The sequence below is a fragment of the Ralstonia sp. UBA689 genome, assembly GCF_002298975.1.
Classification (GTDB): domain Bacteria; phylum Pseudomonadota; class Gammaproteobacteria; order Burkholderiales; family Burkholderiaceae; genus Ralstonia.
This window is the reverse complement of the sequence record NZ_DBMV01000024.1, coordinates 79,733-94,914: the sequence shown is the minus strand read 5'-3', so window position 1 is coordinate 94,914 and position 15,182 is coordinate 79,733. Positions and strand designations below refer to the sequence as shown.

Genomic DNA, 15,182 nt, shown 5'->3' with positions numbered 1-15,182 from the left:
ATGCATCATGTGTCGTTGGCTGGCCTACTCAGGCGACCCCATTCAATTGGAGACGGTGCTGTTCCGGCCGCGGCACTCGTTGATCGACCAGAGCCTGCGCTCTCGCCTGGGGCACACGACGACCAACGGAGACGGGTTCGGCATTGGATGGTACGGCCGCCATTCCGAGGTGCCATTCCGGTATCGGTGCCTGCATCCCGCCTGGAACGATACGAACCTGCGTGAAGCTGCCCGCGCCATCCGGTCGCCGATGTTTGTCGCGCATGTCCGCGCGGCAACGGACACTCCCGCACAGGAAACCAACTGCCATCCATTCCGCTATGGCCGGTGGCTGTTTGCCCACAATGGGCTGATCCGCGAGTATCCAACGCTCAGGCGTGACTTGATGATGGAGGTCGCGCCCGAGCTTTTTCGCTGGATCGAGGGCTCGACGGACTCGGAGGTCATGTTTTTTCTCGCCCTCACCTTCGGGCTGGATCGGGACCCGCGCGCGGCCTTGGAACAGATGGTGGGCCTGATTGAGCACATCGGCCATCGCCACGGTGTCGAGCACCCATTGAACATGACGGTCTGCGCCACGGACGGCGAGCAGGTCATCGCGGCCCGTTATTCCAGCGAGCGGGATTCACGCTCCCTGTTCCACAGCACGTCATTCCGGCATCTGCGCGAACTCTATCCCGAAGACTTCAGCATCACCGATGCGGGCGACACGGCTTTTCTTGTACTGTCCGAGCCATTGGTCGACCTGCCGAATGCCTGGGAGGAGATCCCGGAAGAGACGCTCGTGACCGCCAAAGGCGGCATCGTCGAACACCACCGGTTCGTCCCCCGTCTACCTGTTTTCGAGGTGTCGGCCAAGGAGCAGTCTTCCTACGGGCGTGCGGCCGGCTGATCGGGCGCCGGTAGCAGGTGGCAGGCGCAGGAAACGTCCCCGGGCTCAAGCCAACGTCGGTTGCCCCTCGCCTGCATCGTTCTGGCGCTGGAGCTTTCGGGCGTCAATCAGTTCGGCAAGCTGCCCCATGGCTTGCGCGGCAAGGCTCTCGAACAAGGGGTTGAAATCACGCTCGTACTGCATGACCAACTGCACAATCTCCGGGATTTCCCAGTGGGTTTCGGCCTCGCCGGGCATATCCCCCGGACGTATTGCCGCCCCCTTTTTCGTGGGCGTTCCTCCCGGAAATGCCTCCCATAGGAAATCTGGGGTATCCACGCGTAAGAACGGCTGCCCATATTGCTGGGCAACGAGGCTGTCATGGCGCAGCGTGAAATCGACGATTTCCTCGAAGAATGTGTCGCTGTCACGGAAATGACTTCCGCGAATCCAGCAGTGGTACGAGTTGAGTTGGGAGAGCTTGCGCGCGCTGCGCCGTGAAGTGCGCGATGGCTGCAGCACAATGCGCCGCCCTTGCCCGCAATCGACTACGCCGCCTCCGCCTACCGGGCGGTAAGGCTGGCTGGTCAGCAGTGTCAGCAATTTGGCGCCCACGATGGCGTAGTCGGCGCAGCGTCCAACCGGCCCCGCTGGCAAGCGGGCGCGGCTCGCTGCCGCTTCCAGCGTGGCGTTAATTGCCTCGTCAATCAAAGCTTGTGCCGGGCGCGGTATTGGCGCGGGCATCAAAGCCGATCCTGTCATGCACGTTTCCCTGGATAACTCGCAGACGAGTAGGAACGACAGTATGGAGAAAAAGTGAAGAGAAAGTGAAGAAACATTCGAATGCCCCGAGGCTGCCCGGGAACGAATGCTCGATTCATGCCAGTAAGACCGCCGATGTGGGCCAGCCACTCGCCGCAGCACCTTCAAGTGGGTCGTCCGCTCCCCCGCTGAAAGCTCCTGACAAAACGTTGTCAGGAGCCCTGCGTTACGCTCGCGCCCGCGACTCGTAACGTAAATCAACCGGATTTTCAGAATCCGCTAAAGTTTACGGCCCGAATTCTGATTGCCGGGCGCGTTCAGGACAGTTGTCCGCGCCGGCCATCCCCCCAAACGCCTCCAAGGAACACCCCATGTCCTCCGGTGTCATTCGCCTGCGCGGAGCCCGTCAGCACAATCTCAAGAACCTCGATCTGGAACTGCGCACGGGCGAGATGACCGTCGTCACCGGCCCGTCCGGGTCCGGCAAATCCAGCCTGGTCTTCGATACGCTTTACGCCGAGGGCCAGCGCCGCTACGTCGAGACTTTCAGCGCCTACGCTCGCCAATTTCTGGACCGGATGGATCGGCCGCAGGTCGAGCACGTCGAGGGCGTGCCGCCAGCGATCGCCATCGACCAGACCAACCCGGTGCGCAGCTCACGCTCGACTGTGGGCACGATGACGGAGCTGAACGACCACCTCAAGCTGCTGTTCGCCCGCGCCGCACAATTGTTCGACCGCGACACGGCGCTGCCGGTGCGGCACGACACGCCGGAAACCATCTACGACGAACTGCTTTCGCGCACGCGCGAAGGCGATCCGCGCCTCGTGGTGACGTTTCCCGTGGAGCTGCCCGCCAATACGAGCCCCGAAGAAGTCACGCAGTGGCTGTCGGTCAGCGGCTATACACGCGTACAGGCCGAGCGCGTGGTCGAGTCCTCCACGGGCAAACGCAAGCTGCTCGACGTGGTGGCCGACCGCTTCCGCCTGCAGGGCACCGAGCGTGCCCGCGCGCTGGAGGCCATCGAGTCGTCGCTCAAGCGCGGCGGCGGGCGCGTGAACGTGTACGTCTTGCCGGCCGATGAAGCTGCGCAGCCCACCATCTGGCGTTTTTCCACCGGCCTGCACTGCCCCGAAAGCGACTTGCGCTACGCCGACCCGCAGCCCGCGCTCTTCTCGTTCAATTCCGCTTACGGCGCGTGCGATGCCTGCCGTGGTTTCGGCCGCGTAATCGGCGTCGATCTTGGCCTGGTGATTCCTGACGAGCGCAAGACCCTGCGCGACGGCGCCATCAAACCGATGCAGACCCCGGCCTGGAAGGAATGCCAGGACGATCTGATGCGCTACGCCGCCGCAGCCGACATCCCGCGCGGCACGCCGTGGGCGGAGATGACCGAAGCCCAGCGCCACTGGGTCATCAACGGCGACCCGGCCTTCAAGCGCGGCGGCTGGAACAAGCAGTGGTACGGCGTGCGCCGCTTCTTCGACTACCTGGAGTCGAAGGCGTACAAGATGCACATCCGCGTGCTGCTCTCCAAGTACCGCAGCTACACGACCTGCGAAACCTGCGGCGGGGCGCGCCTGAAAACCGAGTCGATGCAATGGCGCCTCGGCACCAAGGAAAATGCCGACGCGGTGCTGGCGCCCGAACACCGCTTCATGCCGCACGGCGTGGCCTGGAGCCGCGCCCAGCTCGAAGCCCTGCCCGGCCTGACCGTGCACGACCTGATGCTGCTGCCCATCGAGCGCATCCGCCGCTTCTTCGATGCGCTGACGCTGCCCTCAACGCTGCTCGACGACGCGCTCAAGCTGCTGCTCGACGAGGTGCGCACGCGCCTGGCGTATCTGTGCGACGTGGGCATCGGCTATCTGACGCTCGATCGCCAAAGCCGCACGCTGTCGGGCGGTGAAGTGCAACGGATCAACCTGACCACCGCGCTCGGCACCTCGCTCGTCAACACGCTGTTCGTGCTGGACGAACCGAGCATCGGCCTGCACCCGCGCGATCTGGATCGCATTGTCCAAGCCATGCAGCGTCTGCGCGACGCGGGTAACACGCTGGTGGTGGTAGAGCACGACCCGTCTGTGATGCTGGCTGCCGACCGTCTGATCGACATGGGCCCTGGCCCCGGCGAGCGCGGCGGCAACATCGTCTTCGACGGAACGCCGGCGGCCATCCGCCAGGCGGACACACTTACCGGCGCCTATCTGTCCGGACAGCGCCGCGTGGCCGATGCGACCGACTGGCAGGCGCGTCCGGTCAACGACGCCACGCCACGTCTCGTGCTGGAAGGCGCGGCAGAACACAACCTGCGCGATGTCACGGTCGAGATTCCGTTGCAGCGCCTGGTGTGTGTGACCGGCGTGTCCGGCTCGGGCAAATCGACGTTGATCCAGGATGTGCTCCACCCTGCCCTGGCGCGCCACTTTGGCAAGGCCACCGAATCGCCCGGTGCGTTCCGCGCCTTGCGTGGTGCCGATCAGATCAGCGACGTGGTGTTCGTCGACCAGTCCCCGATCGGCAAGACCGCGCGCTCGAACCCGGCCAGCTACGTTGGCGCGTTCGACGAGATCCGCAAGCTGTTTGCCAAGGCGCCGATGGCGCTGCAGCGCGGCTACACCGCCGGCACGTTCAGCTTCAACTCCGGCGATGGCCGTTGCCCGACCTGTGGCGGCTCGGGCTTCGAGCACGTCGAGATGCAGTTCCTCTCCGACATCTACCTGCGCTGCCCCGATTGCGACGGCACGCGCTATCGCGCCGAAATCCTGGAAGTGAAGATCCCCCGCGCCGGCCGCACGCTTTCCGTGGCGGACGTGCTGGAGTTGACGGTGAGCGAAGCCGCCAGCGTATTCGCCGACGACGCAGACGTGCTCCGCGTGCTGCAACCGATTGTCGACGTGGGTCTGGAATACGTGAAGCTGGGCCAGCCGGTGCCGACGCTCTCCGGCGGCGAGGCCCAACGCCTGAAGCTGGCGGGCTTCCTGGCCGAAGCCGCGCAGGCCGCCCAGGCGGCAGCCCGCAAGCGCGTCAAGCAGGATGTGCAGGCCAATGCCGGCCGCCTGTTCATGTTTGACGAGCCGACTACGGGCCTGCACTTTGACGACATCGCCAAGCTGATGCGCGCGTTCGGCAAGCTGCTCGAAGCGGGTCATTCACTGATCGTGATCGAGCACAACCTCGACGTGATCCGCGCGGCCGACTGGATCATCGACCTGGGCCCCGAAGGCGGCGATGCGGGCGGTCTGCTCGTGTGCGCCGGCACGCCCGCGCAGGTCAAAGACTGCGCCGCATCGCACACTGGCGCGGCACTCAAGCAATACGAGGCACATATCGGCCAGCCGGAGGCAACCGAAGGCATCCCGCTGCAAACAGCGCTGGCCGAGCGCCGTGCAAAGCGTGCTGCCTTAACCGAAGTCCAGGGTGAGAACGTCGTGCGCATCGTCCACGCGCACGAGCACAACCTCAAGGGCCTGAGCGTCGACATTCCGCACGGCAAGTTCAACGTGGTGACGGGCGTCTCGGGCTCGGGCAAATCGACGCTGGCGTTCGACATTCTCTTTCACGAGGGGCAGCGTCGCTATCTGGAATCGCTCAATGCCTATGCGCGTTCCATCGTCCAGCCTGCGGGGCGGCCGGAAGTCGATGCCGTGTACGGCATTCCGCCCACCGTGGCCATTGAGCAGCGCCTGTCACGCGGCGGCCGCAAGAGCACGGTGGCGACAACGTCCGAGGTGTGGCACTTCCTGCGCCTGCTGTATGTGAAGCTGGGCGTGCAGCACTGCATTCATGACGGCACGCCGGTGTCGGCGCAGAGCCCTGAGGCCATCTTCGCCCAGCTCATGCGCGACCACCGTGGCGAGCACATCGGCCTGCTGGCGCCGCTGGTCGTCAACCGCAAGGGCGTCTACACGGATCTTGCCAAATGGGCCAAGGCGCGCGGTTACACGCACCTGCGCGTTGACGGCGAATTCCTTACCGTTGACCCGTGGCCGCGGCTGGATCGCTTCCGTGAGCACACGCTGGAGCTGCCGGTAGGCGACATCGTCGTTGCGCCGGAAAACGAAGCCGCGCTGCGTGCATTGCTGGAACAGGCACTGGAATACGGCAAGGGCATCATGCACGTGCTCGCGCCGCTCGACGGCCTGCAGCACGCCATGCACCACGGTGGCACCGCGCACGTCGGCAATGTGAAGGTGTTCTCGACCAAGCGCGCGTGTGCAACTTGCGGCACCAGCTACCCCGAGCTGGACCCGCGCATGTTCTCGTACAACAGCAAGCACGGCTGGTGCCCGAGCTGCGTCGGCACCGGTCTGGCGCTCACGCGCGAGCAACGCGCTGCATTCGACGACACCGTGCTCGGCGGTGACGATCGCGGGCGCGAACAAACACTGCCGTCTGAGGAAGTCGATCCGGAAGGCATGACCGACCTGCCCTGCCCCGACTGCCATGGCACGCGCCTCAACCTGACCGCGCGCGCAGTGACCTTTGCCGACAAACCTATCGTCGACATTGCACAGTGGACGGTCAGCCAGACCCGCCGCTGGGTCGAAGGATTGAACCTGATTGGCCGCGATGCCGACATTGCCCGCGACGTGGTGGCCGAAATCCACAGCCGCCTGTCGTTCCTGGAGGAGGTCGGCCTGGGCTACCTGAGCCTGGATCGCGCCGCGCCGAGCCTGTCGGGCGGTGAAGCCCAACGCATCCGCCTGGCTGCGCAGCTCGGCAGCAACCTGCAGGGCGTCTGCTACGTGCTGGATGAACCGACCATCGGCCTGCATCCGCGCGACAACCAGATCCTGCTCGACGCGCTGCGCAAGCTGGGCGACAAGGGCAACACGCTGGTGGTGGTCGAACACGATGAAGACACCATCCGCCGCGCCGACCACATCATTGACATCGGCCCGGGCGCCGGCAAGCGCGGCGGCACGCTGGTGGCGCAAGGCGGCGTGAAGGACCTGGCCGCGCAGCCGGAGTCGATCACCGGCCGATTCCTGTCGCAACCGATCGAGCACCCGCTGCAGCTGCGCCGCGAGGTGGTCGCACCGCGTGCCGGCGCTCAGGCCGTACCGGAGCAATGGCTGACGGTGCACGGCGCCAAGCTGCACAACCTGCGCAACGTGACCGCGACGATGCCGCTGTCGCGCCTCGTGGCGATTACGGGCGTATCGGGCTCGGGCAAATCGACGCTGGCGCGCGATGTGTTGATGACCAATCTGCTCGACGCCGTGGGCCGCTCGGTGTTGTCTTCACCCGCCACGCGCCGTGCACGGAAGGCCGCGCAGGTTGAAGCTCCGGATGCCAAGGCACCGCGCAAGCTTGACGTACGGCACGACTGGCATGGCTGTGACAGCGTCACCGGCTGGGAAGCCATCGACCGCGTACTCGAGGTCGACCAGACGCCGATCGGCAAGACGCCACGCTCCTGCCCCGCCACCTACATCGGCGTGTGGGACACCATCCGCAAGCTCTTTGCCGATACGCTGGAGGCACGCGCACGCGGCTACACCGCCTCGCGCTTCTCGTTCAACACCGGCGACGGCCGCTGCCCCGCTTGCGAGGGCCAAGGCGTGCGCACCATCGCCATGAGCTTCCTGCCCGATGTAAAGGTGCCGTGCGACGTCTGCCACGGCCAGCGCTTCAATGCAGAGACGCTTGCCGTCACCTGGCGCGGCAAGAACATCGGCGAGGTGTTGACCATGGAGATCGACGAGGCGGTGGAGTTCTTCGGCGCGATGAACAGCATTGCCCACCCGCTGCAGTTGATGAAGGACGTCGGCCTGGGCTACCTGACGCTGGGCCAGCCTTCGCCCACGCTCTCGGGCGGCGAGGCGCAGCGCATCAAGCTCGTCACCGAGTTGTCCAAGGTGCGCGATGACGTGACACGCCGTGGCCAGAAGCCGCCGCACACGCTCTACGTGCTGGACGAGCCGACCGTAGGCCTGCACATGGCCGACGTGGCCAAGCTGATCCGCGTGCTGCACCGGCTGGCCGACGGCGGCCATAGCGTGATCGTGATCGAACACGACCTCGACGTGATTGCCGAGGCGGACTGGATTCTCGATCTGGGCCCCGAGGGCGGTGACGAAGGCGGCACCATCGTGGCTGCGTGCGGGCCGGAAGCGCTGGCGCGCGTCAAAGCCAGTCACACAGGCGCAGCGCTGGTGCCGGTGCTGGCGCGCGGGAAAGTGGAGGCGCAGCGTCGCACGGGTTGAATCGAAAGCGTCACAGCAATCGATCGAGAGCGTGCCTGCCCGCACTTTCAAGCGGCAAGGCCACCCGTTCGGCGCATTGCGTTCATCACCTGACCGACTAGTGTTGGACTATGGTATGGCCTAGGGTCTATGCACCCTCAAAACGTACGCGCGCAAGGGGCAGATCGGTCGCAGGGCTAGGCGTGGATGGCGCCGCTTGGCACTCCAAGCAAGCCAGCTACAACAACGCCATGCGGCCGATCTGCCCCTTGCCCTACGGGTTGACCCGATCGGGGGCCATCTGCTTTGTCGGCACGCCTTGCAAAGGGAGTGACCCTTTGCGGCGGCGTCCTTCGCGCATCTGGCCCCCGCTCGGGTCAACGCGCGTACGTTTTGAGGGTGCATAGACCCTGCGGGAGGCCGCCATGAGCATGGTCCAAGTCGAACCCGGCAGCTATCGCTTCAGCCCGCTGAAGAACGCGGGCGAGGTGATCGACCTCATCAAGCAACGCGCGATCCAGGTGGTGGACCTCCGGTTCACCGATCTGCCCGGTTTGTGGCAACACTTCTCGATCACGCTTCCGGAAGTCAACGACGAGTTGTTCGAGGCCGGCATCGGCTTTGACGGCTCGTCGATCCGCGGCTTTCAGGAGATCCACGAATCCGACATGCTGGTGAGGCCCGACCCCACCACGGCGTTTGTCGACCCGTTCTGCTCGACGCCCACACTGGCCGTCATCTGCGACGTGCTGGACCCGGTGCAGAAGCAGCCGTACTCACGCGACCCGCGCTACGTTGCGAAGAAGGCGGAGATGTACCTCCGGCAAACCGGCCTTGCCACCACCTGTTACTTCGGCCCCGAGCTGGAGTTCTTCATCTTCGATTCCATCCGCTTCGGGCAAGACCAGCACAGCGGCTACTACCACGTGGAATCGGCCGAAGGGGCGTGGACCACGGGCCGCGACGAGGGCGCCTACGGCGGCGGCAACCTCGGCTACAAGCAGCGCTACAAGGAAGGCTACTTCCCCGTTCCGCCGCACGACACGCTGCAGGACATCCGCTCCGGGATCGTCCTGGCGCTCATGCAGGCCGGCGTTCGGATCGAAGTGCATCACCACGAAGTGGCCACGGCCGGGCAGTGCGAGATCGACATGCGTTTTGCCCCGCTCACACGCATGGCCGACAACGTGATGATGTACAAGACCTTCTGCAAGAACGTGGCGCGGCAGCACGGCAAGGTGGCAACCTTCATGCCCAAGCCGCTATTTGCCGACAACGCCAGCGGCATGCATTGCCACCAGAGCCTGTGGAACGACAGCGAGAACCTCTTCTATGACCCCGCCGGCTGGGCACTGACGTCTCAACTGTGCCGTTGGTATATCGGCGGACTGCTCAAGCATGCCCCGGCCCTCATGGCCTTCTGCGCACCGAGCACGAACTCGTACAAACGCCTGGTGCCGGGGTACGAAGCGCCGGTCAACCTTGCCATGTCACAACGCAACCGCTCCGCTGCGGCAAGAATCCCGATGTACTCGGATTCGCCGGCCGCACGGCGCGTGGAATTCCGCTGTCCGGATCCGACGGCCAATCCGTACCTTGCCTTCTCTGCAATGCTGCTGGCGGGCCTGGACGGCATCGACAACAAGATCGACCCGGGCGAGCCGCTGGACAAGAACATCTACGACCTGCCGCCGGAGGAAGCCGCCAACATCCGGCAGGTGCCCGGTTCCCTGGAGGAATCGCTGTCTGCGCTGGAAGCCGATTCGTCCTTCCTGCGCAAGGGCGATGTGTTTACGGAAGACGTGATCCGGACCTGGATCGATTACAAGCGCACGCACGAGATCGAACCGCTGAAGCTGCGCCCGCACCCGTGGGAGTTTCATCTGTACTTCGACATCTGATGTGCGACACACGGCACGGCCGGCGCGGAGCCGCACAGGACGTTGATGGCTACCAACCAGACTGCGCTGACTCGCTGATTATCAGCACGCCTTGCGGTTGGCCAGTTGTGACAAATGGCGCGCACATGCGATCCGCAAAATGCTGCATCGCAACACACCAGACATCCCTCCCCCTCCATTTCTTTCGCTTTCCTGAGCAAATCCGTCGCGGCAACCTGCCCAGGCAGGGTTTGCCCTCAAGAAATGCCGTGCGCTGCCGTCACATTGTGAAGAAACAACCGTTTGCGCGCGCATCCGACCATGGCCACGACTCCCACCTCCGGCAACACCTACGTCCCGCCGATCTCCCTGCCGGGCATCGGCACGAGCATCGACGTCAATACGCTGGTCTCCAAGCTGATGCAGGTGGAAGGCAAGGCGATGACGGTGCGGCAAAACCAGCAGAAGACCTTCCAGATGCAGCTGTCTGCGGTCGGCTCGCTCAAGAGCGCGCTGTCGACCTTCCAGGCGGCGATGTCCAACCTGACCAGCGCGGCTTCGTTCAGCGGCATGAAGGCGAGCGGCTATGACACGTCGATCCTGAACGCCAGCGTGGGCAGCTCGGCGCCGTCGGGCACCTATGCCGTCAACGTGACGCAACTCGCGCAGTCGCAGGTGTTGAGCGCCCAAGGGCAGGCGTCTACCAAGACGCCCATCGGCGGCGGCACACCCACCACGATTTCGTTCTCGTTTGGCACCGTTTCGGGCGGCAGCTTCGCCAATGGCAAGTACAGCGGCGCCACGTTTGCGCAAAACGGCAACCTGTCGGGCGGCTCGATCACCATCGACCCGTCCAACAACACGTTGGCGGGCATTCGCGATGCCATCAACTCGGCCAACCTGGGCGTATCGGCCAGCATCGTCAACGACGGCAGCGGCAATCCGTATCGCCTGGTGCTGACCTCCACCGCAGGCGGCGCCAATTCGGAGATGAAGATCTCGGTGTCGGGCGACTCGGCGCTGCAATCGCTGCTGGCACACGACCCCGCCGGCACCCAGAACATGACCGAGGTGACCACGGGCCAGAACGCCCTGGCCACCGTCAACGGCATTGCCGTGCAAAGCCCGACCAACACGCTCACGGAAGTGGTGGATGGCACGTCGTTCACGCTTGCCAAAACGGGCAGCACGACCGTGACGGTGAACAACGATGCGGGCCAGGCCAGCGCGTCAGTGCTCAACTTCGTCAAGGCCTACAACGCGCTGCGCATCCAGCTCAACGCCCTGACCCAGTTCGATACGGCCAACCCCGCCAACAACGGCGCGTTGGCCGGCGACGTCAGCACCAAGGCACTGATCAACCAGGTCACCGACGTGCTGGGCCAGGCCATCGGCAACGGCGCCTATCAATCGCTGGGCAGCATCGGCGTGACGATGGACAAGGATGGCACGCTGTCGATCAATGACACCAAGCTCAGTGCTGCCCTCAAGGCATCGCCCAGCCAGGTGGCGGCCCTGTTTGCCGGCACCGGCACGGCGACGGACTCGATGCTCAAGGTCTCGGCCTTCTCCAAGACCACGCAAGCAGGCAGCTACGCCGTCAACGTCACGCAACTGGCGGCGCAGGGCACGCTCAAGGGCTCGGCGGCGGCCAATACAACGATCCAGAGTGGGGTGAACGACAGCCTGTCGGTCACGCTCAGCGGCATTGCCACCAACATCACGGTGCCGGCCGGCAATTACTCGGCGTCGAGCCTGGCCGCGCAGATCCAGAGCCAGATCAACGCATCGCCGGCATTGCAGAAGGCCAAGGTGGAAGTTTCGGTGGCGGCCGATGCCAATGGCGTGCTGACGTTCACTGACAAGCAATATGGCTCGATATCAACCGTGTCGGTCTCGGGCAATGGCGCGGCCTCGTTGCTGGGCAGCAGCCCGACGGCCACGGCCGGGCGCGACGTGCAGGGCAGCATCAACGGCGTGGCCGCCACCGGTTCGGGCCAGAACCTGTATGGCGCCAGCGGTTCCGCAACCGATGGCCTCACCGTGCAGGTGACTGGCGGCGCGCTGGGCAACCGGGGCACCGTCACCGTTCAGCGCGGCTACGCTGCGCAACTGAACAGCGTGATGGACAACCTGCTGTCGAGCAACGGCATGGTGCAGAACGCCACCGATGCCATCAACAGCTCGATCAGTTCGCTCAGCAATCAGATTGGCCGGATGCAGAAGCAACTGGATGCCAAGCAGGCGCTGTATTACGCCCAGTTCAATGCGCTGTCGAAGGTTGTTGCCGGCATGACGAATACCAGCAACTATCTGACGCAGCAGTTGGCGATGCTGCAGAAACAGCGTAGCGGTGGTTGACGGTCGCTAATTCAGAGGCTGGCAGCCCTGCCAGCGGGGGTGGGAAGCCGTCCAGGTTGGTGGCCCATCCCCCGATTTCGCCCCCCCGCCCTTGCCGGGGCCGGCTCCCTTTGCTCAGACCGTTTCCCGTCCTGTTTCCTCCTTGCAACAGAAAGTCAAGGCGCCGCATAGGGCAAGGTAAGGCCAAACGGTCTGGGCGCATGTGTTGGCGGCAGGGCTGGCCCTGCGCCCTACTCACCGCCGCCCGGTGCCAGCACTTCGCGCTGGCCGTTACGCCCCATCGGCGATACCAGCCCCGCCGCCTCCATCTGCTCGATGAGCCGCGCGGCACGGTTGTAGCCGATGCGCAATTGCCGCTGCACCGACGAGATCGATGCACGCCGCGTGTTCAGCACAAAGGCCGCCGCTTCGTCGTAGAGCGGATCGGCTTCCGCATCCCCGCTCTCGCTGCCAAACAGGTCGCCACCGGCAGCAGCTTCGCCTGGGTCACCTGCCAGGATGGTTTCGTCGTACTCGGGCTCGCCAAACTGCTTCCAGTGCTCGACCACGCGGTGCACTTCTTCATCGGCCACGAACGCGCCATGCACGCGCTGCGGATAACCAGTGCCAGGCGGCAGGAACAGCATGTCGCCCTGGCCGAGCAGCGATTCGGCGCCCATCTGGTCGAGAATCGTGCGCGAGTCGATCTTGGACGACACCTGGAACGCCACCCGCGTCGGGATATTGGCCTTGATGAGCCCTGTGATCACGTCTACCGACGGCCGCTGCGTTGCCAGGATCAGGTGGATGCCGGCCGCACGCGCCTTCTGCGCCAGGCGCGCGATCAGCTCTTCGATCTTCTTGCCGGCCACCATCATCAGGTCGGCCAGCTCGTCGATGACGACCACGATCATCGGCAGCGTGGAAAGTGGCTCCGGTGCGTCAGGCGTGAGCGAGAACGGGTTCGGCACCTTGCGGCCTGCCTGTTCCGCCGCGCGGATCTTCTGGTTGTAGCCGGCCAGGTTGCGCACGCCCAGGGCCGACATCAGACGGTAGCGCTTCTCCATCTCGCCCACGCACCAGTTGAGCGCGTGCGCGGCTTGCTTCATGTCCGTCACGACCGGCGCGAGCAGGTGCGGAATGCCCTCGTACACAGACAGTTCCAGCATCTTCGGGTCGATCATGATCATGCGCACGTCGTCGGGCGTGGCCTTGTACAGCATCGACAGGATCATCGCGTTGACGGCCACCGACTTGCCCGAGCCGGTCGTGCCGGCCACCAGCAGGTGTGGCGCGCGCGCCAGATCCGTCACCACCGGGTTGCCGGTGATGTCCTTGCCCATGGCCAGCACCAGGTGCGATGCGTGTGATTGGAAATCCGCCGCATTCACAACTTCCGACAGGCGGATCATTTCGCGCCTGGCGTTGGGCAGCTCCAGGCCCATGCACGTCTTGCCGGGGATGGTCTCGACCACGCGGATGGACGTCACGCCCAGGGCGCGCGCCAGATCCTTCATCAGGCCCACCACCTGCGCGCCACGCACGCCAATCGCCGGATCGACTTCGAAGCGCGTGATGACCGGGCCCGCCGAGGCGCCCACCACCGTCACGGGCACCTTGAACTCGGCCAGGCGCTGTGCGATCAGGTTGCTGGTCTCTTCCAGGTGTTCTGCGGAGACGGCCTCGGCATTGGTTGATGCGGCCGTCAGCAGCGCGGGGCCGGGCAAACGGTAGTCGACATAACGCGGCACGACGGGAACCGGTGCAGGTGCAGGCACGGGGGCTGCCGCAACCGGCGGCGCGGCGCGCGACACCACATCGCCCACCACGGCGGGCAGGACAATGCGCGGCTTCGGCAGCGGAGCAGCCGGTGGCGGAAGCTCAACCGGTTCCAGGTTCAGCACCGCAACGGCTGCCTCTGGTGCCAGCGAGGTTTGAGCAACCGGCGCCAGCTCAATCGGCTCCACGACGGTCTCCGGCTGCAGCTGCGGCTCCGGCACGGGCGCTGTCACCGCGGGCGCCACGAGTTCGCGCAGCTCGGCCAGCAACGCCTGCGCTTCCAGACGCACGGCTTCCAGATCAACCGCTGGCACTTCGGGTGCAGCCGCCTGCGTTTCGATGGGTTCCGGCAGTACCGTCTCGGCCGGCACGGTGGTTGGCTCGTCGACAGCCTCCGGCGCAGGCGGTGCCTCAACCTGTGCTGCAACGGGTGTCGGCGGAACCGGCGTGCGCAACCCGAGTTGCGGCTGATGAAACGGGCTGCTGACGATGGTGGCGCGCGGCTTTGGGCGAGTCGGGGCCGAGTCCGGTGTCCCGACAGCGGCTGCTGCGGTCGCGGGCGTCTCGACGGGCGGCACGGTCTTTGTGGTTGCTGGAGCTTCGGCGGCGGCCTTCTCCGCATCCTTTTGTGCATCCAGCAGCGGCCAGATCTCGCCGGGCTGCGGCGGCGACGGGCGCGTGCGCGGCGGCGGCTGCCATGCCGGCTGGCGGCGTGCGGAAATGGCTTCGATTCCACGATGCCGCCCCGTCGGTTGCGCGGGACCGATGTTGCCGGTCCAATGCGCCTCCCCGGCGCCGCCCAATCCCAGGGCTGTCGGCTTCAGGCTATCGGCCGGCGGCTCGTCGTGTTGGGCGGCGGGCTCGGCAGGCTCTTCATCGTGGGCAGCCTGGCCGCGCCTGAATATCTGCCACCACGAGCGCCCGAACAGCATCGGCGCCACCCAGATCAGCACGCCGAGCATCAGGAGGAAGGCGCCGGTCCAGCCCAGCATATGGGAGAACAGCGACGACAGCGCACGCCCGGCCGCCCCGCCCGCCTTGTCCTGCGGGTCGGTGCCGGAGGTGAGCGCTTCTAGCGCGGCACTGGCGCACAGAGCAATGAGCGTGACCAGCCAGAGCCGCACGGTGCCCCGGCCCTTGAGAAAGCCCCGCTCCCCCGCCAGCGCGCGCGTTGCGTACCGCCACATGAGCGGCAGCAGCCACACGGTGGAAATCCCAAACCAGCCAAGCCCCATTTCGAAATGCCGTCTACAAATGCCAGGCCGCGATTGTAGCGGGGCGCGGCGCCCCAATGAAAACGCCCGACCGAAAAACACGTGGCCGGGCGCTCAGGGCGATACGTTTGGGAGAGGCTTCCGC

At 65.3% G+C, this 15,182-nt stretch carries 6 protein-coding genes; 4 read left to right on the top strand and 2 right to left on the bottom strand.

The window, feature by feature from the left end; translation table 11 throughout:
• Positions 1-7 precede the first annotated feature (7 nt).
• A complete protein-coding gene (locus B4F51_RS11615) occupies positions 8-892 on the top strand; it encodes a class II glutamine amidotransferase (protein ID WP_296225623.1) in 885 nt (294 codons plus the stop codon).
• A 45-nt stretch (positions 893-937) separates the two neighbouring features.
• On the opposite strand, the gene B4F51_RS11610 is transcribed toward B4F51_RS11615, so the two are convergent.
• Positions 938-1,618 carry a hypothetical protein gene (locus tag B4F51_RS11610; protein ID WP_296225622.1) on the bottom strand — a complete coding sequence of 227 codons (681 nt, stop codon included), beginning with the start codon at positions 1,616-1,618 and terminating at the stop codon, positions 938-940.
• Between the two features lie 386 nt (positions 1,619-2,004).
• On the opposite strand from B4F51_RS11610, the gene uvrA reads away from it, so the two are divergent.
• From uvrA to fliD, 3 genes are all read left to right on the top strand, one after another.
• Positions 2,005-7,845: an excinuclease ABC subunit UvrA gene (gene uvrA / locus B4F51_RS11605; RefSeq protein WP_296225620.1), complete on the top strand. Its 5,841-nt coding sequence runs from the start codon at positions 2,005-2,007 to the stop codon at positions 7,843-7,845.
• 404 nt (positions 7,846-8,249) lie between these two features.
• Positions 8,250-9,725, top strand: coding sequence for a type I glutamate--ammonia ligase (gene glnA, locus B4F51_RS11600; protein ID WP_296225618.1), 1,476 nt, complete (start codon positions 8,250-8,252; stop codon positions 9,723-9,725).
• Between the two features lie 300 nt (positions 9,726-10,025).
• Positions 10,026-12,065 (top strand): flagellar filament capping protein FliD, encoded by a 2,040-nt coding sequence (gene fliD, locus B4F51_RS11595; RefSeq protein WP_296225616.1) that lies wholly within the window; start codon positions 10,026-10,028, stop codon positions 12,063-12,065.
• A gap of 230 nt (positions 12,066-12,295) precedes the next feature.
• On the opposite strand, the gene B4F51_RS11590 is transcribed toward fliD, so the two are convergent.
• Positions 12,296-15,058 (bottom strand): FtsK/SpoIIIE family DNA translocase, encoded by a 2,763-nt coding sequence (locus tag B4F51_RS11590; RefSeq protein WP_296225615.1) that lies wholly within the window; start codon positions 15,056-15,058, stop codon positions 12,296-12,298.
• Between the last annotated feature and the right edge of the window lie 124 nt (positions 15,059-15,182).

Excerpts from the sequence above, each read along its gene's own strand:
- B4F51_RS11615 (WP_296225623.1), top strand. The coding sequence starts at position 8 with ATGTGTCGTTGGCTGGCCTACTCAGGCGACCCCATTCAATTGGAGACG.
- uvrA (WP_296225620.1), top strand. The coding sequence starts at position 2,005 with ATGTCCTCCGGTGTCATTCGCCTGCGCGGAGCCCGTCAGCACAATCTC.
- glnA (WP_296225618.1), top strand. The coding sequence starts at position 8,250 with ATGAGCATGGTCCAAGTCGAACCCGGCAGCTATCGCTTCAGCCCGCTG.
- fliD (WP_296225616.1), top strand. The coding sequence starts at position 10,026 with ATGGCCACGACTCCCACCTCCGGCAACACCTACGTCCCGCCGATCTCC.
- B4F51_RS11590 (WP_296225615.1), bottom strand. The coding sequence starts at position 15,058 with ATGGGGCTTGGCTGGTTTGGGATTTCCACCGTGTGGCTGCTGCCGCTC.